The sequence below is a fragment of the Tildeniella sp. genome, assembly GCF_059505325.1.
This window is the reverse complement of the sequence record NZ_JCACKI010000063.1, coordinates 1-21,501: the sequence shown is the minus strand read 5'-3', so window position 1 is coordinate 21,501 and position 21,501 is coordinate 1. Positions and strand designations below refer to the sequence as shown.

30 protein-coding genes, 1 tRNA gene and 2 pseudogenes are annotated in these 21,501 nt (G+C 50.7%); 16 read left to right on the top strand and 17 right to left on the bottom strand.

From position 1 onward, the window contains the following. Positions 1-116: pseudogene (locus AC5JO6_RS21270) on the top strand (photosystem II q(b) protein); the annotation flags it as partial. Positions 117-334: 218 nt separating this feature from the next. Here AC5JO6_RS21270 and AC5JO6_RS21265 read toward each other — a convergent pair. Continuing rightward, entirely contained in the window at positions 335-724 is a 390-nt protein-coding gene (locus AC5JO6_RS21265) for an SH3 domain-containing protein (RefSeq protein WP_496083038.1), read from the bottom strand. A gap of 152 nt (positions 725-876) precedes the next feature. On the opposite strand from AC5JO6_RS21265, the gene AC5JO6_RS21260 reads away from it, so the two are divergent. From AC5JO6_RS21260 to AC5JO6_RS21250, 3 genes are all read left to right on the top strand, one after another. Beyond that, complete coding sequence (locus AC5JO6_RS21260) at positions 877-1,950, top strand: zinc-dependent alcohol dehydrogenase (RefSeq protein ID WP_496083037.1); 1,074 nt, start codon at positions 877-879, stop codon at positions 1,948-1,950. Positions 1,951-2,117: 167 nt separating this feature from the next. Further along, complete coding sequence (locus AC5JO6_RS21255; RefSeq protein WP_496083036.1) at positions 2,118-2,633, top strand: hypothetical protein; 516 nt, start codon at positions 2,118-2,120, stop codon at positions 2,631-2,633. A 59-nt stretch (positions 2,634-2,692) separates the two neighbouring features. Then, positions 2,693-3,610 (top strand): hypothetical protein, encoded by a 918-nt coding sequence (locus AC5JO6_RS21250; RefSeq protein WP_496083035.1) that lies wholly within the window; start codon positions 2,693-2,695, stop codon positions 3,608-3,610. A gap of 181 nt (positions 3,611-3,791) precedes the next feature. Here AC5JO6_RS21250 and AC5JO6_RS21245 read toward each other — a convergent pair. From AC5JO6_RS21245 to AC5JO6_RS21235, 3 genes are all read right to left on the bottom strand, one after another. After that, a tRNA-Ser gene (locus AC5JO6_RS21245) sits at positions 3,792-3,883 on the bottom strand. Between the two features lie 155 nt (positions 3,884-4,038). Beyond that, positions 4,039-5,133: a phospho-N-acetylmuramoyl-pentapeptide-transferase gene (mraY, locus tag AC5JO6_RS21240; RefSeq protein ID WP_496083034.1), complete on the bottom strand. Its 1,095-nt coding sequence runs from the start codon at positions 5,131-5,133 to the stop codon at positions 4,039-4,041. Positions 5,134-5,222: 89 nt separating this feature from the next. Next, positions 5,223-5,462, bottom strand: a complete 240-nt coding sequence (locus AC5JO6_RS21235) for a DUF3134 domain-containing protein (protein WP_496083033.1) — start codon at positions 5,460-5,462, stop codon at positions 5,223-5,225. A gap of 9 nt (positions 5,463-5,471) precedes the next feature. Between AC5JO6_RS21235 and AC5JO6_RS21230 the strand changes: the two genes are divergently transcribed. The 8 genes from AC5JO6_RS21230 to AC5JO6_RS21195 all read left to right on the top strand — a co-directional run bounded on the left by AC5JO6_RS21230 (position 5,472) and on the right by AC5JO6_RS21195 (position 10,796). Beyond that, entirely contained in the window at positions 5,472-5,618 is a 147-nt protein-coding gene (locus AC5JO6_RS21230) for a hypothetical protein (RefSeq protein ID WP_496083032.1), read from the top strand. A 117-nt stretch (positions 5,619-5,735) separates the two neighbouring features. Further along, positions 5,736-6,320, top strand: a complete 585-nt coding sequence (locus tag AC5JO6_RS21225) for a PAP/fibrillin family protein (RefSeq protein WP_496083031.1) — start codon at positions 5,736-5,738, stop codon at positions 6,318-6,320. 157 nt (positions 6,321-6,477) lie between these two features. Then, positions 6,478-7,338, top strand: coding sequence for a PD-(D/E)XK nuclease family protein (locus AC5JO6_RS21220; RefSeq protein ID WP_496083030.1), 861 nt, complete (start codon positions 6,478-6,480; stop codon positions 7,336-7,338). Between the two features lie 228 nt (positions 7,339-7,566). Next, positions 7,567-8,640 (top strand): alpha/beta hydrolase, encoded by a 1,074-nt coding sequence (locus AC5JO6_RS21215; protein ID WP_496083029.1) that lies wholly within the window; start codon positions 7,567-7,569, stop codon positions 8,638-8,640. 324 nt (positions 8,641-8,964) lie between these two features. After that, positions 8,965-9,540 (top strand): GNAT family N-acetyltransferase, encoded by a 576-nt coding sequence (locus AC5JO6_RS21210; RefSeq protein WP_496083028.1) that lies wholly within the window; start codon positions 8,965-8,967, stop codon positions 9,538-9,540. Positions 9,541-9,613: 73 nt separating this feature from the next. Continuing rightward, positions 9,614-9,787: a DUF6888 family protein gene (locus AC5JO6_RS21205; protein ID WP_496083039.1), complete on the top strand. Its 174-nt coding sequence runs from the start codon at positions 9,614-9,616 to the stop codon at positions 9,785-9,787. Then, the gene (locus tag AC5JO6_RS21200) at positions 9,784-9,990 is read left to right on the top strand and encodes a DUF6887 family protein (RefSeq protein ID WP_496083027.1); all 207 of its coding nucleotides are present in this window, start codon (positions 9,784-9,786) and stop codon (positions 9,988-9,990) included. Before AC5JO6_RS21205 ends, AC5JO6_RS21200 begins: the two co-directional genes overlap by 4 nt. Before the next feature lie 89 nt (positions 9,991-10,079). Next, positions 10,080-10,796, top strand: a complete 717-nt coding sequence (locus AC5JO6_RS21195; RefSeq protein ID WP_496083026.1) for a Uma2 family endonuclease — start codon at positions 10,080-10,082, stop codon at positions 10,794-10,796. A 36-nt stretch (positions 10,797-10,832) separates the two neighbouring features. On the opposite strand, the gene purE is transcribed toward AC5JO6_RS21195, so the two are convergent. After that, the gene (gene purE, locus AC5JO6_RS21190; RefSeq protein ID WP_496083025.1) at positions 10,833-11,360 is read right to left on the bottom strand and encodes a 5-(carboxyamino)imidazole ribonucleotide mutase; all 528 of its coding nucleotides are present in this window, start codon (positions 11,358-11,360) and stop codon (positions 10,833-10,835) included. 134 nt (positions 11,361-11,494) lie between these two features. Next, positions 11,495-11,638 (bottom strand): hypothetical protein, encoded by a 144-nt coding sequence (locus AC5JO6_RS21185; protein ID WP_496083024.1) that lies wholly within the window; start codon positions 11,636-11,638, stop codon positions 11,495-11,497. 246 nt (positions 11,639-11,884) lie between these two features. On the opposite strand from AC5JO6_RS21185, the gene AC5JO6_RS21180 reads away from it, so the two are divergent. Further along, positions 11,885-12,439 (top strand): hypothetical protein, encoded by a 555-nt coding sequence (locus AC5JO6_RS21180; protein WP_496083023.1) that lies wholly within the window; start codon positions 11,885-11,887, stop codon positions 12,437-12,439. Positions 12,440-12,479: 40 nt separating this feature from the next. Here the strand turns inward: AC5JO6_RS21180 and AC5JO6_RS21175 are convergent, their stop codons facing one another. From AC5JO6_RS21175 to AC5JO6_RS21130, 10 genes and pseudogenes are all read right to left on the bottom strand, one after another. Further along, the gene (locus AC5JO6_RS21175) at positions 12,480-12,740 is read right to left on the bottom strand and encodes a ParE family toxin-like protein (protein ID WP_496083022.1); all 261 of its coding nucleotides are present in this window, start codon (positions 12,738-12,740) and stop codon (positions 12,480-12,482) included. A gap of 6 nt (positions 12,741-12,746) precedes the next feature. Continuing rightward, the gene (locus AC5JO6_RS21170; protein WP_496083021.1) at positions 12,747-12,944 is read right to left on the bottom strand and encodes a hypothetical protein; all 198 of its coding nucleotides are present in this window, start codon (positions 12,942-12,944) and stop codon (positions 12,747-12,749) included. Between the two features lie 173 nt (positions 12,945-13,117). Continuing rightward, positions 13,118-13,534 (bottom strand): type II toxin-antitoxin system VapC family toxin, encoded by a 417-nt coding sequence (locus AC5JO6_RS21165; RefSeq protein WP_496083020.1) that lies wholly within the window; start codon positions 13,532-13,534, stop codon positions 13,118-13,120. Continuing rightward, positions 13,534-13,752: a hypothetical protein gene (locus AC5JO6_RS21160; RefSeq protein WP_496083019.1), complete on the bottom strand. Its 219-nt coding sequence runs from the start codon at positions 13,750-13,752 to the stop codon at positions 13,534-13,536. Before AC5JO6_RS21160 ends, AC5JO6_RS21165 begins: the two co-directional genes overlap by 1 nt. A gap of 153 nt (positions 13,753-13,905) precedes the next feature. Beyond that, a complete protein-coding gene (polA, locus tag AC5JO6_RS21155; protein ID WP_496083018.1) occupies positions 13,906-16,830 on the bottom strand; it encodes a DNA polymerase I in 2,925 nt (974 codons plus the stop codon). Positions 16,831-17,001: 171 nt separating this feature from the next. Next, positions 17,002-17,439, bottom strand: a complete 438-nt coding sequence (locus AC5JO6_RS21150) for a type II toxin-antitoxin system VapC family toxin (protein WP_496083017.1) — start codon at positions 17,437-17,439, stop codon at positions 17,002-17,004. Next, the gene (locus AC5JO6_RS21145; protein WP_496083016.1) at positions 17,436-17,702 is read right to left on the bottom strand and encodes a hypothetical protein; all 267 of its coding nucleotides are present in this window, start codon (positions 17,700-17,702) and stop codon (positions 17,436-17,438) included. The genes AC5JO6_RS21150 and AC5JO6_RS21145 overlap by 4 nt, the downstream gene beginning before the upstream one ends. Before the next feature lie 640 nt (positions 17,703-18,342). After that, a pseudogene (locus tag AC5JO6_RS21140) lies at positions 18,343-18,567 on the bottom strand (type II toxin-antitoxin system HicB family antitoxin). Positions 18,568-18,579: 12 nt separating this feature from the next. After that, positions 18,580-18,840, bottom strand: coding sequence for a type II toxin-antitoxin system RelE family toxin (locus AC5JO6_RS21135; protein WP_496083015.1), 261 nt, complete (start codon positions 18,838-18,840; stop codon positions 18,580-18,582). Further along, on the bottom strand, positions 18,837-19,088 hold the full coding sequence (locus AC5JO6_RS21130; protein ID WP_496083014.1) for a hypothetical protein: 252 nt from the start codon (positions 19,086-19,088) through the stop codon (positions 18,837-18,839). Before AC5JO6_RS21130 ends, AC5JO6_RS21135 begins: the two co-directional genes overlap by 4 nt. Positions 19,089-19,515: 427 nt before the next feature. Here AC5JO6_RS21130 and AC5JO6_RS21125 point away from each other — a divergent pair, with 427 nt between their 5' ends. Genes AC5JO6_RS21125 through AC5JO6_RS21115 form a run of 3 tightly spaced genes read left to right on the top strand, consistent with a single transcriptional unit; the run spans position 19,516 to position 20,235 of the window. Beyond that, entirely contained in the window at positions 19,516-19,767 is a 252-nt protein-coding gene (locus AC5JO6_RS21125; protein WP_496083013.1) for a ribbon-helix-helix domain-containing protein, read from the top strand. 24 nt (positions 19,768-19,791) lie between these two features. Further along, the gene (locus tag AC5JO6_RS21120; RefSeq protein ID WP_496083012.1) at positions 19,792-20,037 is read left to right on the top strand and encodes a DUF1902 domain-containing protein; all 246 of its coding nucleotides are present in this window, start codon (positions 19,792-19,794) and stop codon (positions 20,035-20,037) included. Then, positions 20,038-20,235: a type II toxin-antitoxin system HicA family toxin gene (locus tag AC5JO6_RS21115; RefSeq protein WP_496083011.1), complete on the top strand. Its 198-nt coding sequence runs from the start codon at positions 20,038-20,040 to the stop codon at positions 20,233-20,235. It begins immediately after the preceding gene. 192 nt (positions 20,236-20,427) lie between these two features. On the opposite strand, the gene AC5JO6_RS21110 is transcribed toward AC5JO6_RS21115, so the two are convergent. After that, positions 20,428-21,321 carry a cation diffusion facilitator family transporter gene (locus AC5JO6_RS21110; RefSeq protein ID WP_496083010.1) on the bottom strand — a complete coding sequence of 298 codons (894 nt, stop codon included), beginning with the start codon at positions 21,319-21,321 and terminating at the stop codon, positions 20,428-20,430. Between the last annotated feature and the right edge of the window lie 180 nt (positions 21,322-21,501).

The window sequence follows — 21,501 nt, the reverse complement described above, 5'->3', positions numbered from 1 at the left end:
GCGCTAACCTGGGTATGGAAGTGATGCACGAGCGCAATGCGCACAACTTCCCGCTTGACCTAGCGGCAGGTGAAGCGACTCCTGTAGCCCTCTCGGCTCCTAGCATCAACGGTTAGTCCTAAAACGACTATATTGCTGATGGATTGACTACACAAAAAGCGCCCCCTCATGTGAGGGGGCGCTTTTTGCCTTTAGAGTTGAATAGTAAACTGCTTCAGATAGGGTCCGACTAGGCTTAACCTTTCCCCGTTAGGACTTACGCAGATTGACCAAAACCTCGGAGGTTTAAGCCAGAAGACATTCATTAACTAGCTTCAACTAGGTTAGAAAGGCTTTAGTCCCGACATTCTACCGGAGGAAGTTGGACAAAATCTGCACGTACCCAGCCATACGCACGACTTCTAGGAAAGCCCACCTGATACCAAACTTTCCCACTCTTGTCTTTGCGGCTCATCCATTGCTTGGGATCACTATTTTGACGTAAAAAGTCAACCCGGTCTCCTGGAAGCCCATAATGGCGAGCCTTGTAAGCGGTGTCAGGTCCTTCCCGCAGATTAATCCGTGCTTTGACATCTTGAGCAAGCAGTTTGGTGGAACAGTAGGTTCCATCCTTGGACGGCGAGTATCCAGTTCCCGCGCCTTGCCCTCGCGCCTCTGCCACAGATGCAAAACTCAAGACGATCGCTAATCCTAACCCTGTACCGAAACACTGCTTGATTTTCATAGCCTCTAATGCCTTCTGTGGATATATTTATAAGCGTGCCCATAGCAATGCCATAAAGCACGTTCTCAATACAACTCTGCGATGGTCAGTCTGATTAGGGCTAGATAAACCAGTAAGATGAGTGGTGGTTGGATCAACAGAGTAGAAGAGCGTTGCTAGCAGCACTATTGTACGGTCAGGAAGATTTGCGGTTGGAAACGGTTGCCGATCCAACGCCAGCAGCCGGAGAGGTTGTTATTCGAGTAGGGGTTGCGAGTACCTGCGGCACGGATTTAAAGGTATGGCGACGGGGTGGACATGCTCGGATGCTGAAGCCGCCCACGCTGTTTGGGCATGAGGCAGCGGGAGAGATTGTGGCGATCGGACAAGGCGTAACCCATTGGAAAATGGGCGATCGCGTCGTTGCCAACAATTCCGCACCCTGCATGAACTGCTTTTTTTGCAAAAAGGAGGAATATTCGCTCTGTCAGAATCTGTTGTTCAACAATGGCACGTTTGCTGAATACCTCAAAATCCCAGCACCGATCGTGCAGCACAACCTCCTGCAACTCTCTGATGGGATGCCTTATGCATTAGCCTCCATGACAGAGCCGTTGGCATGTGTGTTGCATGGGGCAGCGCGATCGCATGTGAAACCTGGCGATCGCGTTGTGGTGTTGGGCGACGGCGCGATCGGACTGATGTTTGTCGCCGCATTGTCATCAGGGCAAGGTGAATGGCACCGTTGGCAGCAGTCAGCGGTCAGCGGTCAGCCATTTGCCGAGGTGATTCTGTTGGGTGGCAGTGAGCAACGGTTGCAGCTTGGCGAAGTGCTGGGAGCAGTGAAGACGTTTAACTATCATCAAGTGGAAGATGTGCCAGCGCTGGTGAAGTCACTGACCGATGGTTGGGGCGCAGATGTGGTGATTGAAGCAACGGGCATACCATCTGTATGGGAGATGGCGATCGCCTGTGCCCGCCCTGGTGCTACGGTCAACCTATTCGGCGGCTGTCCCCGTGATACCAGTATTGCTGTAAGCACAGAACAGCTACATTACAGCGAGCTGACCCTCAAGGGGGTTTTCCACAACACGCCTACTTACGTTCGAGCGGCTTTGAAACTATTGGCAAGTCGCACTCTACCATTTGAGCAACTGATTAGCGAAGAGCAACCACTGACAGAGCTAGGTCAAGTGTTTGAAGCGATGAAGCAGCGAAAAGTGGTCAAAGTGGCTATTGTTCCCTAGCTGTTAGGGTTGCAGTGATAAGAGCGCAGTTCAAGGATAAGGCTCATTGCTCGTCGAACCGTTAGCGGTGACACTTCTAGCCAAAATCGTACATTTGTACTATAATCAAAGCAAACGATCGCTCATTGGCTAATGGGAGCGATCGTTTTCCTCTTTTGGCTTTTCCTATGATCACGTTACTTAGCCTGCTAGAACGCGCGAAGCAAGGAGATGCTGGCGCGATCGCAACGCTCATGAACGATGTCTTGCAAGCACAAGATGTATGGGTGAAAGCGATGTCAGATAGGGACTGTCTTCAGGTCATGCTGAAGTCTGCCGCTGTTTTAAACCAGGTCATTTGCATTGCGTTCGTTCAGCGAGGCTTGCAGCGCCTTCAGCCAGAAACGATTAAACACGTCAGGGTGTATGCGTGGCAAGTCGGTGATGCGTTTCCACTGTGGATTGCGACATTTGCCTTGGAGCAGAACTCATTGCTTCAAGATCAGCTCCAGGCCGTGAGCGATCGACCACTCATCAGTACGGGTGCAGACTTGCCTCTGGGTGATAGTACTTCGGCATCTTTACCGCAGCCCATACGAACCATTACATTGCCGCCTGCTGCTAAACGGCATTCTGAACTGTTTAAGCTGGGCTTTGTGCTTGTGCTGATGACAATGGTTTATTTTGTAGTGACGGGCGTGTAATGCCGGAATTGATCGGGAATACTGCGTTTAAGGTAATGGTGACAGGAGGCGCAGGCTAGATGACGCAACCCGATCGACTCCCAACGATAAAGCAGCTTGCCAAACAGGGCGATCGCACTGCCATCGCTCAGCTCATCAGTCAGGCTGTAGCTCACAAGCGCATGTCTGCTACGGTGGCGTTCTTTGACAGCCACTTAGAGGTTCACCTGGAAGCGACTGTGACTCCTAATCAGCACGTTGCGACAACGCTGATACAGCGGGAACTAGTCAGTCTGAGACAGGCAACAATTACAACCGTCATCATTAGCGGCAGACAGTCTGGGGCTGAGCAGCACGACTGGGTAAAGGAGTTGCAGCTTGCAGCAGAGCCTAGCGTTGCGAAACCAGTACGACGATCGCGGCGTAGCGGCAAGCGCCCCTTCACCCTCACATTCAACGATGTGCGTCGCCTGCTTATCCAGTTCAATCCCCTTAAAGCTGGATTCATCGGTCTTTTAGCTCTTTACGCTGTTTTTGGAGCATCGAACTATACGGTGGACGGCTTCTTAGAGGGCAGCGATCGCGTCATGATGTTTCTGCATGGCGTGAATCTCATCTTTCACGAAGCTGGGCACACGATTCTGGCTGGTTTCGGTCGATTTCTGCACATTCTGGGTGGCTCATTGATGCAGGTGATGGTGCCTGCCGTGATTGCAGGCTATTTTGTGGTGACACGTCAGATGTATGCCGGCGCGATCGCCCTCTGTTGGACGGCGCAGAATCTATGGGATGTTTCGATTTACATCAACGATGCTCAAGAGCGATCGCTGCCATTGTTGGGTGGTGAAGGTGTCCTGCACGATTGGCACTTTCTGCTGCTCGATCTAAATCTGCTGGCACAGGCGCAACTGGTTGGCGGGATAGCATTCTTTTTGGGATCAGTGCTGTACCTGACGGCGATCGCTGGCGGCATCTACTATGCGCGTGTAGAAGGCTAATTGCTTAGAGTCGGTAAGAAATTGAGAGCCGCGATCGATTCTTAAGCACCGTCAAACCTTACCGTGTCGTGATGCTATTGACTACACTCAATGCCAAGCCAAGAGCCAACTCCAAGGCACAGACGCATTCAGCGATACGTTCCCAAATCAACTCAAGAAGCAGAATGTGTCAAACACAGAACGGAGAGGGAGGGATTCGAACCCTCGGTACGGTCTTACGATTCGTACAACAGATTAGCAATCTGCCGCTTTCGACCACTCAGCCACCTCTCCAGGTGATGGAACATCATAATAACAGATCTCGCTCTGCCGACACCAGCGTTACGCGGTCACTTTGAGCGTTAACGCATTAAAAAAACTGATAACAGGTGAAAAGGGCACGAAGTCCTGTGCTTTGCGCCCTCGGTCTGGAACCGCAGGTCGATCGGTCAACAAACAGCCAGCGTTACAAACGACAGCAAGCCAGCAATGACATAAAAGGCAGCAACAATGCGAGTTTCAGACCAGCCTGACAGCTCTAAATGATTATGGTAAGGAGACATTTTGAAAAACCGCTTGCCAATGCCATCTGAACCTTTCGTTGCTTTGTAGTAACCGACCTGAAGCATCACTGAGAGGGTCTCGATTAAAAACAGACCGCTCAGTATAAGCAGTGCAAAGAGACTGTTCGTCAATAATGCCACCGCCGCTAAGGCACCGCCCAACGCCGTTGAACCTGTGTTACCCATGAAGACCCTCGCGGGGTTGCGATTGTGTAACAAGAAACCCAGACAGCTACCGCTCAAACAGGCACAGAACAGCATCAATTCTGGTGAGGTTGGCGCAATGAGGGCACCTAAACCCAAAAGGGCGATCGCGACCGTCCCTCCAGCCAAGCCGTCTACTCCGTCCGTGAGGTTGGTCGCATTGCTTTCTGCCGTCAGCACAAAGACTGCAACCAGCCAGAAAAACAACCCCAGCGGCAGCATGAGACCGAAGGGTAGCGCAATCGTTGTGATGGTCGCTGGCTGCGTCCAGGCTAACCAGAGACAGAACAGCGCACCGACTCCAATTTGCAGGAGCAACTTCATCCGAGGCGTGATGCCTTTGTTTGAGCAGCCACGAATGATTTGCCAGTCGTCAATCCAGCCGATCGCGCCGTAGGCAAAGGTGAGCGCTGAAACGGCAAGTACTGGTGCGGCAAAGCCTGACCAGACAATTGCTACTAGCAAGGCGATCGGCAAAAAGAAGACACCTCCCATCGTTGGTGTGCCAGCCTTTTTTAGGTGCGACTTGGGACCATCTTCGCGGATGACTTGTCCCGCTTTGAGTGCCCGGAGGGAAGGGACTGCCCAAAAACCAAGCCCACCCGCTGCTACAGCGCAGAACCAAAACGGTAGAGTGAGCGAAAACACCTGCACTAGCGATCGCCCTGCCCATTCATCCGCAATGACGGTGAAGGCACTAAGTCCGATCGCTAATAAGACGAACAGCCGCATCCCTGAAAGATTTAACGTTTGAGTCGAAAATAATTTAGCGTCCACGAAACTCTCACTTCACTCCACACATTACACACACGCGTTCACTGTCAAGCTTCGGAAAAACTACCTGATGTTTAGCAAAGCAGGTCAAGCTAATCTTCTAGCTCCAAATCATCATCATCGTCGTCAAGATCAAAACTGGGGTCTTCGCCCGCCATCAAATCGTTAAGTTCTTCACCATCCGCTTCACGGTAACTAACTTCCTGGACATCACGTGCCAGCAAACGCCCTGTATCTTCAAGCCAGTCCAGAATCGATGTTTCTTGCTTGAGTGGAATGACGGCGGCTCGTTGGCTGCGAGGTTCTTCACGAAGAGAGGGATTGTAGGTCATACGCGCTTTGTGATTGGATCTAGTCGTGCGATCGATACTATTCAAATCTTAGCCACAATCGACACGACATCTCTAGACTTTACGGATGAAACAACCAGAGTGTATCACCATAGAGAGGAATTGCAAGAGTTTTTTCCGCTCAAAGTCACACGATAAATTAGGTGCTATGAGTCTCTGCACAGTTGTTTTACCTCTTTAAGTTTCACCGGGCTGATAAAGCCATCCGTAAGAAAAGAACCTTCGCTTGAGTCGTTGCTCTGGAGATTGATCAAAATGATTGGTAAAGCGACATTGTTACAGGCGATCGCGGGAACAAATCGTGGCTTGTTGGCAACCGATAACGATAAGCAGGCGATTGCAGTCGCGATCGCTCAGCTAGAAGGCTATAACCCCACCCCACTACCGCTCAAAGCAACCGCTTTACTCGACGGTGACTGGCGCTTGCTCTACACAACCAGTCAAGAGCTATTGGGCATCGATCGCGTACCGTTGGCTAAATTGGGACAAATCTATCAGTGCATTCGGACGGCTGAAGCAAAAATCTACAACATTGCTGAAATCAGTGGATTGCCCTATCTCGAAGGTTTGGTCAGTGTCGCTGCCCGCTTTAGCCCTGCGTCAGAGCGGCGAGTGACGGTCAAGTTTGAGCGAGCAATCATTGGCTTCACGCGGCTCGTTGGCTACCAATCACCCGATCGCTTCATCCAAGATATCGAAGCGGGCAAAAAATTTCCGGCGATCGACTTTAATATTGGCGATCGCGATCAACAAGGCTGGCTCGACACCACCTATCTCGACGAGGATATGCGGATTGGACGCGGCAATGAAGGCAGCGTATTTGTGTTGACGAAGAGGTGAGGGGAGAGGAGTGAGGAGTTAATTGAGCGCGGTCAGCGGTCAGCGGTCAGCTATCAGCGGTCAGCTTTTTAGCCTTTAGCATTCATCTTTACTCCCCACTCCCTACTCCCCATTCCCTACTCCCCACTCCCCACTCCTTGCCTCCAACTCGTTCTTTATGATCGAAACACTTCACCCCTCTCCCCTCTCTCCTCTCCCCTCTCCTCCCCTCCGCCTGTCTCAGTCGCAGTTGAACCGACTTGCTGCGTGTCCGCGCCGATTTCAGCATACGGATTTAGAGCAGTTGGCAGCGCCGAGTGAACCCGACCAACAGGAGCGGCAGAATCAGGGGACGCGGTTTCACTTGCTCATGCAGCAATGGCTGTTGGGTTTGCCTGTGGAACCGTTGGTACAGGAGGATGCTCAACTGCAAGCCTGGTTTGATGCGTTTATAGCAGTCGCTCCTAAGATTCTGACATTAGGGGACGATCGCCCCCTTTGGGGACAAAGCGAACATGCGCGGACGCTAGCGTTTGAAGGCTATTTGCTGACCGTGGTGTATGACTTGTTGCTTGCCAATGGTCAGCAGGCGCAAATTCTCGATTGGAAGACCTATCCCCGTCCACAAAACCCGCGCTACCTGTTGCAAAATTGGCAAACACGGCTGTATCCCTTTGTGCTAGCAGAAGCGAGCGATTATGACCCCGATCGCATTGCCATGATCTACTGGTTTTTTGAATCCGGTGAGCAAGCCCCAGAAGCCCGACGCTTCAATGCTCCCTACGATCGCAGCCAGCATGAACAAACCCGCACGGATCTCACTCATTTGTTAGCCCAACTCACAGACTGGCTTGAGCGCTATCAAAACGGCGAACCCTTCCCGCAGGTGCCTTTAGAATCGAAGGAATGCGATCGCTGTAGCTTTGCTATCCGGTGCGATCGGGTCGTTTTTCAGGATCATGCGTCACAGACTCAGAGCGCTCCAGACAATGCTTTCTCGTTGCCCAATCTTGCTGATATTCAAGAAGTCTCGTTGTGAGGAGTGGGGAGTGAGGAGTGAGGAGTGAGGAGTGAGGAGTGAAGTAAGCGCTTCCTTACCCACAGCCGTTTTCATTTGCATTCACCACACCCTACACCCCACACCCATATTCGCTTGACTGTGGCTTACCCAATCAGTAACCGCTGTAAGTCGATGGCGATGCGCTTTTTGGTCTGTGTACGGCTACGATACGAGCAGATTGATGTGCAATAGGGACATCTAAACCTTATGTCTGAGTATCGTCGGCAGACACCAGCAAACAGTCTTCAGCAAGATCGACCTCGCCTTCATCGCCGTGCAGCAGTCCGGAAATGGGTTCGCTGGCTGCTTGTTGGTCTTCTCCTGCTTGGTTTAGCGGCTTATCTGGGCGTGCAACTCAGCCCATACCCGAAAGCACTCCTGATTCGGTATGGCTTTGACAAGGGCGCTGTAGAAATCGCGCAGAAGCTTGAGAAGCATGTGCCTCCTGGTGTCACGGCAATTCTCAATGAGCCGTATCGATCGCATGACAACGATGCGCTGCTCGACGTGTTTTATCCACAAGCCCTTCAGTCTTCGGCTCAGGTTCTCCCGACGATCGTCTGGATACATGGCGGTGCCTGGATTTCTGGCAACAAAAGCCATGTGGCAAATTACCTGAAGATTCTTGCGTCTCACGGCTATACGGCGGTTGGGGTTGGTTACTCGATCGCGCCAGAGCATCAATACCCCACACCGCTCATCCAAATCAACGATGCCCTCAACCATCTTCAACAGCAGGCAAAGCGTCTCCACATCGATCCGAACCGTTTTGTGTTAGCGGGCGATTCGGCGGGTGCTCAGATGGCATCACAAATGGCTGCGATCGTCACAAACCCTGCTTATGCAAGTACGCTCGGTATCCGACCCGCGTTGCAGCCAAGTCAACTCAAAGCAACCCTCCTAAATTGTGGAGCCTACGATCCCAAGAGCGTGAACTATAACGGCTCGTTCGGTTCCTTTCTCCAAACGGTGATGTGGTCATACTCAGGCACGAAGGCTTTTTTAACTGACCCAAACTTTCAAAGCTTCGCGGTCATCAACTATGTCACTAAAAATTTCCCGCCTTCGTTTATCACGGCTGGCAATGCCGATCCACTTGCGCCTCAATCGATCGCCTTAGCCCAAAAACTGACTCAAGCAGGCGTGCGAACCGATACCCTGTTCTACCCCAACGACCACACGCCTCCGCTGGAACACGAATATCAATTCAACCTCGACCTTGCAGATGGACAACAGGCACTGAAGCGGATATTAGCGTTTCTACAAACGGCATTAAAGTAGCTCTCATCGAGATTTGATTGTGAACGGTTTCGTCTGCGGGTGTAAAACATTGAGTGTAGAACACGAGGCTTTAAGCTTGGAGCACGAACCGTTGCGATTAGAACTCAAGTCTTCAAGTGCAAAACGCCACGCTCCGAGAGTAGAACCCGACACTCCGGCTTTAGAGCACGGGACTTCGAGCCTAGAACCCGACCTTTCCTCTCTGAACCCCGAACCGTCGAGCGCTGAACTCGACACTCCAACCTCTAAGCTCAAACCTTCGAGCGTGAAACCCAAAGCCCTAACTTCAACGCCTGAACCTTCAGCCTCAAAACGCCGCTGACTATGACCGACACTGCTAAATCTCCTGAAGAACCACAATTGGCGATCGATGTCCGCGAGATGGAAATCGATGACCTTGCGCCTGTCTTCCACTTGGGCGAAACCCTCTTCACCAGCGACCTCTACCCCTACATCTACCGCACCTGGGATCAGTGGGAAGTGATTGGACTGTACAACACCGATCCAGAGTATTGCCTGGTGGCTGAAGTAGAGGATCAACTGGCGGGTTTCATCCTGGGCACCATTATTAACAAAGCCTCCTGGACGTATGGCTACATCATCTGGCTGGGCGTGAACCCTGCCTTCCATCGACGGGGCATTGCCGACAAGCTGGTGGATAAGCTCGTTGAGCGCATGATCGACGATGGCGCACGGTTCATGATGGTGGATACTGACCCCGAAAATACCCCAGCGCTCAAGTTTTTTGCCCGTAAAGGCTTTGGCAATATGCGTAAGCACGTCTACCTGTCAATGAACCTGAGCAAGCACGAATACTACGGCAAACTCATCGCCTACGAACGCGAAAAAGCCGAACGTCAAGTCTGGAAACGTCCCAAGAAGCGATCGCCCAAAGCTTAAGCTACATGAGATTACTTTCTGGAAGCCTGCTGTAGCGTTATTCTGTAGGTAGAAAGTTTGTGGGAGATGGACTATTCCGACTGAAGACCAGATGCGAATGTGTTTCATTCTCTGTCGATCGCTCACCCAGCTCTATCGGTCGATCGATCTTGTGGATGTGGACGATCGAACCGGGAACGTTGTCATCCTGACGGGAGAAGAAACCCAAATTTCAATTCGTCCCAACGGTAAGTGGAGGTTTGAATGATGCAACCTGACTTTAGTGCTATGACTCGCAAGGAGCTACGGGCTTATTTGCTGACCCATCGGGACGATCGGGACGCTTTTTATGCCTATGTCGATCGATCGGAAGTCGAAGCCAACTGGATCGAGTTTCCGCCTGTTCAATCAATGGATGAGCTAAAAAATTTCCCCGAATTCTTTGAAAAAGTGCGACGAAACGGCACATAAATACTATTCAATTTGCTGATGGCTTCGATATACATGCTTGTCATGGCAGCAGTTTAGACTACCACCATTGAGCTTCAAGGGGACTGGTCATGGTACAGCAGTACGATCCGTTGCGCTACCTTCCCACCGATGAGGATTTGCCCTCTTCGGATGAGACCCCTGTGGATAACGAGCTGCAAAACCTGATCCCAAATTTGCTGCTGACCATTCTGGCAACCATCTGGGACGATCGCCAGGACTGGTTTTTTGGCGTAGATATGGGCATTTACTACAGTCCTGAGCCGCCCTATGTGCCCATCATTCCCGATGGCTTTCTCAGTTTGGGCGTAGAACGGCGAAAACGAGGCGATCGGGGGCGCTTGAGTTACGTCCTGTGGCGCGAAAATAACGTTGTGCCGATACTGGTGCTGGAAACCGTTTCGGAAACTTATAACGGTGAATACGACACCAAAATGGCGAAGTATGTCGAGTTGGGAGCACTGTATTACGTCATTTACAACCACAGTCGCCAACGCCCCAACCACGAACCTTTTGAGGTTTATCGACTGGAGAACGATCGCTATGTCAAACAGTCTGGTGAGCCGTTTTGGATGCCCGAAGCAGGCATTGCGATCGGACGTGGACAGGGCACGTATGCCGCATGGGAGCGTGAATGGCTCTACTGGTTTGATGAGAACGGCGATCGTTATCCTACCCCTGATGAACAGGTAACACTTGCCGAACAACAGGCGGCACAAGAACGGCAGTTACGCGAAGAACTGCTGGCAAAGTTGCGCGATCGTGGCATCGACCCCGACACACTCTAACCCTTCTGCCCTCTGCCCTCTGCCTTCTGCCTTCTCCTAGAGCCTCATCTCCTCATCCAGATAGCGCTTGTAGCCTTTCTCTTGTAGCTTCGCCTGCTTTTCCACCACAATTTGAGCAAGGCTCTGGCGATACTGCTGCACTTTTTCGAGCAGCGCTGGATCGTGGGTTGCCAGAATTTGCACGGCGAGGAGTCCGGCATTACGGGCATTGCCGATCGCCACTGTTGCGACGGGGATTCCGGCGGGCATCTGGACGATCGAATACAGCGAATCCAGTCCTTGCAGATGACGACTGATGACAGGCACGCCAATCACAGGTAAAGGTGTAAGAGCCGCCACCATTCCCGGCAAGTGTGCCGCACCACCTGCGCCTGCGATGATCACTTTCAGCCCGCGCACATGTGCCTGTTGAGCGTAGTCCACCATCCGTTCGGGTGTGCGGTGTGCTGACACAATGCCAATTTCACAGAGGATGTCGAATTCTTCGCAAGCCGCGATCGCGTCCTGCATGGTGGGCAAATCGGAATCGCTGCCCATGATGATGCCGATGGGGGGGGAAGGCATTTGCAAGGATAAAGGATGAAGGCTAAAGGATAAGTTTTGAGTTAATTAGGACTGACGCAAAGATCCCCGACTTCTACGATGGGATCGGCTTTGTCTAAATTTTAACCAGAAGTCGGGGATCTAAATACTTTGTGCTAAAACCTCGTAACAAGGTCAAGCGAGAATTCAGGTGCAGATAGTAGCGGCTTAACGGCGATCGCACCGTGATTCAGTATGTCGCCACCTTTCTGCGAGTAGGACGCAAAGACGGCATCATTCAGTATTTTGCTTGTCTCCATAGGAAATATGAAAATATACGGAAAGATTCTGTCTATCCACTCTCAGGAGCGTATTCTGCAGAAGAATTCTACTTAAACACCAAATTTGGGGTGTTGTGCCGAATCATTCTATCTATTCACTCACTATGGAATTTTAGGCGGAATCTTTCCGCCTACTAATAGTTGGGCTACTTGAGTCCTTGATGGAGACATTTGAGTATTTGTTGTAAAGCGTAGTAAGGTCTGTAAATATTTAGCTGAGGATTTATGGAGCAGTTTGAAGGGCAATTTGTTATTGAGTACTTTAAACAAGTCAGAGGAGAACTCACAACAAGAGTACAAATCCACACCAACCTTGTCCTTCAAAAAGTTGCTACTTGTGGAGCAGCGCTAGGATTCATGTTCAATCAAAAAATTGTTGATTCTGAATCATTAGTTCCACCTGATATTCAGTTGTTAGGATTTGCACTCATTCCAATCATTGCTATGGGGTATGACGTATTAATTGCTCGAAATATTAACAGTTTACATAGGCTCGGTACATTTATTCGCAATGAGTTAGAGCCTTTAGTCCCTAGTATGAGATCGAATCTATGGGAGACAAAATATGGTCAGCCGGATACATCTAAGCCTAAAAATCACGGGGCTGCTGAGATCAATTTTCTTTCGTTATTCACTTTAGCAACAGAGATCACTGCAACAGCTATTTTTTTGCACAAACAGCCAAGTTACTTAGTTATTATCGTAGTTCTGTTTCTTCTTCATATTTTTGTCTTTTTATACATGAAGCATCAAATACTACAATTTGACACATTCAAGTAGATAAATCGTAGAGTGGGCAGTGCCCATCCTACTCAGGGCTTTAAATTTTGCTGACCAATTTGTCATACTCTGCGTGTGTCCCAATCCAAAACCAGGAAATACCGTTCTTTACTTCCACACCTAAAGCGCGATAGTTCAACCCTGCTCGAACTGACCAATACTTGTTACCCAGCTTCTTGAAATGCAACGAGGGATGCGACGGATCGGTTTTGAGCAACTCGTAGCACTGATCAGCAGTTCGCTGAACGCTTTCGGGTAAAGCCTCATAGCATTGCCAGAAGCGTCGAGTCGTATAGTGCATTCGATGTTACAGTTCTCGGCAATGTCCAGCTTCAAATTCAGCGATCGCCTCTTGTGCTAACGCCTCTAATTTACCGCCCGCAATATCTTGTTCGATTTGTTCATCCCAGCGTGCATAATCCAGGTCGAAAAACCAACGCCTTAGTCTCTCAAACTCATGAGACGGCAGCGAGAGAATGGCATTTTCAATGTTCTCAAGTGACATTAGCTGTTACCTCTCTGTCCTGGAGAAAATTATAGCGTTGCTGGCAAAGCAATACTTCAGCAGGCTAGCGACCAGGCTCACTGGGCACAGATCGCCCTTGCAACTCAGCTCAGAGCTTGCGGCGTTCTGGTGCAGCGACTTGTGATATCGCGCTGAAGGCTGCTTCCATTGCTTCACTCAGTACCATTGATAGGTTCAATAGCTTCAGGCAACACGACAGGAATTTCTGCATTTATAAATCCAGAAGCATCACGAGTGACGATCGCATCAACGCCATACACTACCGCACAAGCATACTGTACTGCGTCTTCAAAATCCTCGAAGTTTAACTCAAGCGCTTGTTCCAACACCGCTAAATCGACGGTACAAATGGTTAGATCGCTTAACACCTGAGTAATAGCATCTTGCGCCACTGCTCTTCCTGCTACCCTACGAACAATGTAGTAAATGTTGGTTATTGTCGTTGCTGCAATAAACCCCTCAACTTCTCCAGCATCAATACGCTCAAATAACCTTGCGGCATTGCCCACAAACGGCTCTCGTTCTTGTAAAAAATCAAGAACAACATTTGTATCAATTAAAACTCGCATTACTGATACTTCTCGGTCAGATAAGTTACATAATCTGCCTGGGCGTTACTCTCTCCTGCATCTGCCGAAAGCTTAGCAACACCTCGTAAACGCGACAGTCCCCGCTTTGGCTTGAGGGTTGCTTCCTGCTTCAAAGAGACCAGGAGAGCTTGTACTAACTGCCAGCGATCGCCAGTAGACAACTGCAACGCTTGATTTTGGATTTCTTGTAACGTCATCAGCCTTTTCCTAGCCACTCTTTAGCCATTGTAAATTGCTGCTGCCTCTATTACTTGAAAGCACTCCTGGTCAAGAATTTCTGCCCAACTTTGAAGGCTAACAAATAAGCGTTCGGTTACGTCTCAATCGCTTTCGCTTACTAAGCGGCACTACTACTTTGTCTCCATCCAGTTTTCGCCAGCGTGAATTTCCACGACTAAGGGAATGGATAGCTCGACGGCTGATTCCATCGTGGCTTTGATTTTGGGTCCCAGTTCTGCCCATTCGTTGGGGGGCATCTCGAAGACGAGTTCATCGTGGACTTGGAGTAAGAGGCGTGCCTGATACGGTGCGATGAGGTCGTGCAGTTTGACCATCGCAATTTTGATGATGTCGGCGCTGGAGCCTTGAATGGGCGCGTTGGCAGCGGCACGGAGCGATCCGGCATCGTACTGGTCGCGGAGTTTGAGTTTGGTGAGGTCGATCGCCCCTGGTTCCGTGCCTCTCAACCGCTTGAGCGATTCGCTGGCAAAGTTGAAATAGCGACGGCGACCGAGAATAGTTTCGACGTAGCCGTTGGCGATCGCTTCTCGCTGCATTTGCTGGAGGTACTCAAAGACTTTAGAGTAGCGTTCGTTGAAGCGATCGATAAACAGCCTAGCGTCGTTAAATTTTACCCCAGCTTCTCGTGCAAACCGATGGGCACCCATGCCGTAAATCACGCCGAAGTTGATGATTTTGGCGAGGCGGCGTTCTTCTGAGTTGATGTCGTCTTTTTCGAGCAGCAGTTTTGCGGTCAGGGTGTGAATGTCCCCATTGTCTCGGTAGGTGTCGAGTAAGATGGGTTCCTGGCTCAGGTGGGTCAAGATGCGGAGTTCGATTTGGGAATAGTCGGCTGCGACCATCACCCAACCGGGTTCGGAGACAAACGCTTTGCGGATCTGGCGACTGAAGGCAGTACGAATCGGAATGTTTTGCAGGTTGGGATTGGAAGAAGAGAGCCGTCCTGTAGTCGTGCCAGTTTGATTAAAGTCGGTGTGGACGCGATGGGTATCGGGACGCACCAGCAGCGGCAACGCATCAACGTAGGTAGACTTCAGCTTGCTCAGGGTGCGCTGTTCCAAGATGGCATCGATGACGGGATGATCGCCTTGCAGTTTTTCCAGCGTCGCGGCATCGGTGGAAAAGCCCGTCTTCATGCGGCGCGATTTTTTGGTGTCCAGTCCCAGGGTATTAAACAGCAAGTCGCTGAGTTGTTTAGGAGAACCGAGGTTGAACTTTTGTCCCGCAACGTCGTAGGCATGGAGTTCGATCGCCGCCAAGTCCGTCTCCAACTTCTGCGAAAGTTCCTTGAGATAGGCAACGTCAATATGCACCCCGCAGTACTCCATTTCTGCGAGGACAGGCTCTAGCGGTTGCTCAACGTCCAGCAACAACCGATGCAGAGCAGGAATTGGCTCCAACAAGGCGCGGAGCTTGGGGACGAGCAGAAACGTGGTGTAGGCATCTAAGCCGCAGTAGTCCGCGACTGCCGGAACGTCTAAATCGGCGATCGTCTTCCCTTTGGGCACCAAATCTTTGTAGCTTTGAGCCGTAATGTTCAGGTGCTTGCTGCTCAGGTCGGTTAGATTGTGGCTCTCGTCAGGGTTGAGGACGTAGCTTGCCAGCATGGGATCGAAGACTACGCCTGCCAGTTTGATGCCCTGACAGCGCAGCACGAGGCGATCGAACTTGGCATTTTGCAACGCTTTGGGATAGTCAGCGCTTTCGAGAATGGGGCGCAGTGCTTCGAGCGTGGCTACTTTATCAAGATTGCCGCCATTGGTATGTCCCAGCGGAATATACGCCATGTCGTCTAGCTCAGCACCCCAGCAGCAGCCAATGCCCACGAGATCAGCATCGCGGGGTTCCAAAGCAGTGGTTTCGGTGTCCCAGGCAACGGGGATTTCGGGGCTGGTGAAGGTTTTGAGGCGATCGACTAACTCCGTCAGCTTCTCAGGCGTATCGATGATGTGCGGCGTAATGGCGACGGGCAGGACTTTTTGCGCGGCGATCGTATCTTCAGCGCTAAAGAACCACAGGTCGCCATCTTCCCGGTACTGAGGAGTAGCCGCCGCTTTCTGATTTTCTGCTGAGGCTGCATCCTCGGACGCTTCCTCTTGAACACCTTTGAACTGACGATGCACTTTCTGAATGCGATCGATAAAGGTGCGAAATTCCAGCTTTTCGAGCAGTTCATTCACGACGGTTTCATCGAAATCGCGGATGCGGCACGACTCCCAATCGACTTCCAGCGGCACATCCAGGTGAATCTGCGCCATCCACTGCGAATGTCGTGCCTCGTCTTTGCCCGCTTCGAGCTTCTGCCGCACCGCACCTTTAATCTGATCCAGCGACTCGTACACTTTTTCCAGCGAACCGTAGGTGGTGAGTAGCTGCACTGCCGTCTTATCCCCAATGCCTTTTACGCCAGGAATGTTGTCGGAACTGTCGCCACACAGCGCTTTGTAGTCCACCACCTGCGACGGCAAGATCCCCATTTTCTCCTTCACCTGCTCCACGCCAAACTCTCTGGGTGGCGGTGTGCCTTTACCGTAAACAGTGCTCAGATAGAGGACTTTCGTGGTGGCTTCGGCATCGACTAGCTGAAACAGGTCACGATCGCCACTTAAAATCTTGACCAGAAAGCCATCCGTCTTCGCCCGCCGTGCCAGCGTCCCAATCACGTCATCCGCTTCGTAGTTTTCTGCGGTGAGAATGGGCAGGTTCAATGCCAACAGCAACTCTTGCAGGTTCGCAATATCGGGAATGAAATCCTCCGGCGTTTCCGCTCTGCCCGCTTTGTAGGTATCATCCGCATCGTGGCGAAAGGTCTTTTCGGACAGGTCAAAGGCGATCGCTACGTACTGCGGTTTTTCTGCCTCCATCGTTTCTAGCAGCGCTTTGAGAAAGCCGAAAGAGACGCTGGTGGGAATCCCGCTTTTCGTGCGAAGCCCACCATCCCGACCTTTGGCAAACGCAAAGTAGGAACGGAACGCCAGTGAATGCCCGTCGATGAGGAGAATGAGCGGTTTGGTTGGATCAGCAGGAGAAGCCAAGGGAATGCCATTGAAGGAGACAAAATCTATTGTAAGGAATTCAGGCGATCGGCGTTGGTCTTAGACCTCGAAGGTTTGACAGACTCAGAGGTTTCCAAAACCTCCGAGGTCTTGAGGGCGCTGCTTGTATATGCTGTCCTGTGGATGCGATCGCTAATTACACTGACTTAATTACTGTCCAGGAACCTGTGTATTTTGGGCGATCGCAGCGTTCAATCGAGTGAAGTGGCTAGGATTGAGTGTCAGAATTCTGTCTGCTGATACCTTGAGAGCAGCTTGAGCGATTAAAGCATCAAAAACTCCACCACCCGGCAAGTTAAGGGCTGTCATTTGCGCGATCTCAGCTTGATAGTCTGCTGTTTCTAATGGAATCGCCTCCAGATATTGGAGGTAGCTCTCAACTAACGTTCTGGCTGCTTGGGGAGCCATTCGGGGTTGGCTGGGCATTCGAGTCATCACCGAGTATAGTTCTGCCAGACTATGGGTAGAAAGACAGCCTTGAATTTGACTCAGTTTTGCTGCCTGTAATTGAACAAAGCAGGGTGCATGACTTGGGTGCTTTGGAAGGGAAGCAGCAATGATCACAGAGGTGTCAAATAGAACTTTCACAGTCCTACCTGCTCCCAGTCACATTCTTCACGACTTTGAGTGATGAGTGCATCAAAGTCAATGTGATCGAGAGACTCGGTGTCGAAGACCAGAAGACCGTCCTTTTGTCTCAGTCCAGTGTGAGACGTTGAGGGAGTTGAAACAGGTTGCTTGAGGCGATCGATTTTTTCTGTCAGGGTTTGGATGATAAATTGCTCTGGTGAAATACCTTGACTGGCTGCAATTTGCTCGATCGCCTGTTGCAAAGCAGGTGAGAGGTGCATAAGTAGAGTTTTGGAGATGATGTTTCAACTAGATTTGACTTCTGCCCTCCATCCTAAAACAAACTCAAACAGCGGTTACCTGACTCCATCACCGAGTGGGCGCTCACGACGACCTACAGAAGTTATCCAGTCCTAAAGAGCATCAAGTTCTTCAGGCAGCACTCCACGTAGAACGAAGAGAGGCTTGACTGAAGCGACGATCGCCTTCAATCAAGCGATCGCCTGAGCCAGTTCAGACATTGCTCAACCTAGTTCATCGATTGCTCGACCAGTCTCAGAGATCACTTGAGCCAGTTCAGCGATCGCTCGACCAAGCTTAGAGATCGCTCAACTTAGCTAAAAGACTGCTCGACTTAGCGCAAAGACAGCTTGACTTATCTGGGAGACTGCTCGACCGAATTCAGAGATGACTCGACCTGGATCAACCTTTACTTGAGACATCGTTTTGCTCACTCGACTGAGCTTTGATATAGCTCATCCAGGTCATGTAACGACTCAACTCATCTCAGAACTGGCTCATCCTATGTCAGAGATAGCTCAACGAGCTTGCAGGATTGCTCGGCTAGACGTTTCGCTGGCTCAGGCGCAACGGTTTCATGCATCAGTCCAGATGCACAACCTGGGTTTTCGTTCTGATGCCTCAGGCAATCTGCAATGAAGTTCCAAAGACGTTCGGCTCCGGTAGCGATTCACCCTGTTTGACAGCAGATTCAATCAATAATTCCAGAACGTCTTGAGCATTGGTTAAGGCTTCACTGTAGGTTTCTCCATGTGTGTGGCAAAACTCTCCCTACTCAGGCAGAGTGACGACGTAGCACTGATCCTTACCAGACCACTGAATGAGGATCGTATAACGGCTCTTCATCCTTCCTCCTGGTTAATTTCTGTAAGCATCTTTTCGATGCCTGCAATTTAAAATCACTACAAGAGACTCTTGATCGTCGATCTCGTAGCGAACGCGATAGTCTCCGACTCGAATGCGGTATTCGTGATCAAACCCTTTTAGTTTTTTGACTCCTGATGGGCGAGGGTTTTCGACAAGTAGTGAGATCTTCTCTACCATGCTCTCTCGCACCTCATTTGATAGATTATCAAGCTGTTTCTGCACGGGTTTAGGAATGACAACCGTGTAGCTCATGAGGCTTGTTCAGACCGATCGGCGATGTAGTCCTGAAGCGTCTGGTACTCTCCTGCTCTGTAGGCTCTTCGCGCCTCTGCCACTTCCGCTAGCATCGTTGGGTCGTGCTCCAGCAAGTCGTCTTCCGCGTCAGCAATCTGTGCTTCTAACAGTTCTAGCAGCTTCAGCTTGTCCTCCAGCCCTAAGGACGCAATGGCATCCATCAGTGACGTAAACGGAACCTGCAACTCAACACTATCTGGCATCATGTTTTCCCTTAAGCGTGTCGCCTCATCAACCTGAAACCAGTGTATCAACCATAACGACTCACCATACCTTATCCCCTACACCCCACACCCTATCCCCTTTTTTGATAGTCCACCGTCGCGCCCCTTGGCAAACGCAAAGTAAGAACGGAATGCCAGCGAATGCCCGTCGATGAGGAGAATGAGCGGCTTTGGTTGGGAAGAAGAGTTGGCAGACAACGGTTTGGTTTAATAGCAGTGGAGAACAAGCCCTATTGTAGAGAATTCGCTAGCCGATCAGATCCCCGACTTCTTGAAGAAGTCGGGGATCTTGGGTTTAATCGCTCTTGGGTCAATCGCTATCGATATAGTCGCTACCTTTGCAGATGCCCGCCCCCGTGAAGCAAGGTTCGCCTACAATGAAGTGCATCGCGATCGTCTGGAGTGCCCTATGCAAATCACTCTGTCACCCGAATTAGAGCAGTTAGTACAGCGCCAGATCGACAGTGGTAAGTATCAAACTGCGATCGAGGTCATTTTGGCAGGCGTGCAACTGCTGGAGCAACAAAACGACCCTTATCAAGGGCGATCGCAAGACCTGCAACAGGATGCGTTGCTGGGCTGGGAAGCGGCTCAACGGGGTGAAGTGGTTGATGGTGCAACCGCAATGCAGCAAATTCGAGCTAATCTGCACTTACGGTAACGCTAACGCTTAAGGGAGGCAAGCATGGAACCAATCGTCTATCGGGTTGATGCCATCTGGGACAATGATGCATTGGTCTGGATCGCAACGAGTGACGATGTGCCAGGCTTAGCCACGGAAGCCGATACCATTGAAGCACTGAGTCGAAAGCTGCGGGATCTCATCCCTAATCTGCTGCTGCTCAATCATGTGATTGCTGCTGATTATACAGGCGCGATCGCGGTGCAACTCACCAGCCATCGGCAGGAACTCATTCAGGTAGCATCCTAAATGCCTGCATCGCTGACTCCGCCACTCAAGAAGCTTTTGGTAAAAGCAGGCTGCTCCTTTGAGCGGCAGGGGAAAGGAGATCATGAAATCTGGTATAGCCCCATTACCGATCGCCGCTTTGTGGTAGACAGTTTCATCAAATCTCGCCATACAGCAAATGCCGTTTTGAAGCAGGCAGGCTTACCAAAGGCTTTTTAGGTCTACGAAACACTTCACATCCTCGGTTTTTCCAAGCACATGGTTTTGCTGCCTTGTTCTAAACTTGCCAAGGGCTGTAAAACTTCGGCGATCTTACAGCCGTTGTTAGATCAATAAGCCACAGCCTAATCAAGATGGGTATGGGGTGTGGGGTGTAGGGTGTGGCGAATGCAAATGAAAACCGCTGTAGGTTTAATCGCTCTTGGGTCGATCGCTATCAATATAAATCACCACTTTTGCAGGACCGTAGCGATCGCGGATCACCCGTTCTACCCGTTCGGCAATGCTACGTGCAACGTTCATGCACTCTGGATGCAGAATCAGGTGCATTTCGACAAAGACCTGACGACCGACCACGCCGCGAGACTGGATGCCGTAGCAGTGGGTGATCCCTTCGACCTGATGAATCGTTTGTGCCAATGCTTCGGGGGCGATCGCCATTTGCTTCATCAATGATGGCAACTGCCAGTTGAAAACCTGCCAGCAGTTGCAGACGGCTGCAATCAGCAACAGTACTGCTAGCAGCGGATCTAGCCATGGATAACCACGTCTTACACCCACTAGTGCCGCCAGTACAGGCAGCATCAGCCATGTATCCTGAAACAGATGATTGGCGCTGAAGCGAAGGGCAGGGTTTTCTAAAAGCCCCGACTCATAGCGTTGAAAGCAGGCGAGGCAAAAGTTCGTCGCCATCACCACACCCAAAAGCTGAAAGAGCGGTGGACTCATCCTCACAGGCAGCAAGGTCGTAGCAACTTGGGCGATCGCCTCCAATTGCTGTACCGACACTACCAATAGACTCAGACAGGCAAAACCCATAAACGCAGCCAATAGCAGCGCTAAAATGGCTTCTAGTCGACCATGCCCCCCCGTCTCTCGACTGGTCGGATACGGCGATGTCGTGGCGATCGCACTGAGAAGAATGCTAAATCCATTAATCAATGTCTGTAGCGACTCCGCAAGCAAGCTCAACGACTGCGTTGCCCAACCAATCCAAACCTTTACAACCAAAACGAGCAGTGTCAGCCACAGCGAAGCTAACAATACCTGACGACTTGCCCAATGACGACCCTGTGCCTCAGCCATAGCCTACCAGCTACTATGAGATTTGCCTTCACATTATCAGCGGTTAATTTGGTAATGAACGAAAACTAATGAGCGATCGGGGAAAAAGGCAGAGGGCAGAAGGCAGAAGGCTAAAGTATGAAGACAAAAGCTGATAGCTGATAGCTGATAGCTGATAGCTGATAGCTGATAGCTGATAGC

What these genes read in the sequence shown, in the direction of transcription:
- AC5JO6_RS21135 (WP_496083015.1), bottom strand. Translation starts at nt 18,840, where the DNA reads ATGAGCTACACGGTTGTCATTCCTAAACCCGTGCAGAAACAGCTTGAT.
- AC5JO6_RS21115 (WP_496083011.1), top strand. Translation starts at nt 20,038, where the DNA reads ATGCCTGCATCGCTGACTCCGCCACTCAAGAAGCTTTTGGTAAAAGCA.
- AC5JO6_RS21160 (WP_496083019.1), bottom strand. Translation starts at nt 13,752, where the DNA reads ATGACGTTACAAGAAATCCAAAATCAAGCGTTGCAGTTGTCTACTGGC.
- AC5JO6_RS21255 (WP_496083036.1), top strand. Translation starts at nt 2,118, where the DNA reads ATGATCACGTTACTTAGCCTGCTAGAACGCGCGAAGCAAGGAGATGCT.
- purE (WP_496083025.1), bottom strand. Translation starts at nt 11,360, where the DNA reads ATGCCTTCCCCCCCCATCGGCATCATCATGGGCAGCGATTCCGATTTG.
- AC5JO6_RS21195 (WP_496083026.1), top strand. Translation starts at nt 10,080, where the DNA reads ATGGTACAGCAGTACGATCCGTTGCGCTACCTTCCCACCGATGAGGAT.
- AC5JO6_RS21235 (WP_496083033.1), bottom strand. Translation starts at nt 5,462, where the DNA reads ATGACCTACAATCCCTCTCTTCGTGAAGAACCTCGCAGCCAACGAGCC.
- AC5JO6_RS21215 (WP_496083029.1), top strand. Translation starts at nt 7,567, where the DNA reads ATGTCTGAGTATCGTCGGCAGACACCAGCAAACAGTCTTCAGCAAGAT.
- AC5JO6_RS21120 (WP_496083012.1), top strand. Translation starts at nt 19,792, where the DNA reads ATGGAACCAATCGTCTATCGGGTTGATGCCATCTGGGACAATGATGCA.
- AC5JO6_RS21200 (WP_496083027.1), top strand. Translation starts at nt 9,784, where the DNA reads ATGATGCAACCTGACTTTAGTGCTATGACTCGCAAGGAGCTACGGGCT.
- AC5JO6_RS21145 (WP_496083016.1), bottom strand. Translation starts at nt 17,702, where the DNA reads ATGCACCTCTCACCTGCTTTGCAACAGGCGATCGAGCAAATTGCAGCC.
- AC5JO6_RS21110 (WP_496083010.1), bottom strand. Translation starts at nt 21,321, where the DNA reads ATGGCTGAGGCACAGGGTCGTCATTGGGCAAGTCGTCAGGTATTGTTA.
- AC5JO6_RS21250 (WP_496083035.1), top strand. Translation starts at nt 2,693, where the DNA reads ATGACGCAACCCGATCGACTCCCAACGATAAAGCAGCTTGCCAAACAG.
- AC5JO6_RS21130 (WP_496083014.1), bottom strand. Translation starts at nt 19,088, where the DNA reads ATGATGCCAGATAGTGTTGAGTTGCAGGTTCCGTTTACGTCACTGATG.
- AC5JO6_RS21175 (WP_496083022.1), bottom strand. Translation starts at nt 12,740, where the DNA reads ATGCACTATACGACTCGACGCTTCTGGCAATGCTATGAGGCTTTACCC.
- AC5JO6_RS21170 (WP_496083021.1), bottom strand. Translation starts at nt 12,944, where the DNA reads ATGTCACTTGAGAACATTGAAAATGCCATTCTCTCGCTGCCGTCTCAT.
- AC5JO6_RS21180 (WP_496083023.1), top strand. Translation starts at nt 11,885, where the DNA reads ATGGAGCAGTTTGAAGGGCAATTTGTTATTGAGTACTTTAAACAAGTC.
- AC5JO6_RS21210 (WP_496083028.1), top strand. Translation starts at nt 8,965, where the DNA reads ATGACCGACACTGCTAAATCTCCTGAAGAACCACAATTGGCGATCGAT.
- AC5JO6_RS21220 (WP_496083030.1), top strand. Translation starts at nt 6,478, where the DNA reads ATGATCGAAACACTTCACCCCTCTCCCCTCTCTCCTCTCCCCTCTCCT.
- AC5JO6_RS21165 (WP_496083020.1), bottom strand. Translation starts at nt 13,534, where the DNA reads ATGCGAGTTTTAATTGATACAAATGTTGTTCTTGATTTTTTACAAGAA.
- AC5JO6_RS21125 (WP_496083013.1), top strand. Translation starts at nt 19,516, where the DNA reads ATGCAAATCACTCTGTCACCCGAATTAGAGCAGTTAGTACAGCGCCAG.
- AC5JO6_RS21225 (WP_496083031.1), top strand. Translation starts at nt 5,736, where the DNA reads ATGATTGGTAAAGCGACATTGTTACAGGCGATCGCGGGAACAAATCGT.
- AC5JO6_RS21265 (WP_496083038.1), bottom strand. Translation starts at nt 724, where the DNA reads ATGAAAATCAAGCAGTGTTTCGGTACAGGGTTAGGATTAGCGATCGTC.
- AC5JO6_RS21185 (WP_496083024.1), bottom strand. Translation starts at nt 11,638, where the DNA reads ATGGAGACAAGCAAAATACTGAATGATGCCGTCTTTGCGTCCTACTCG.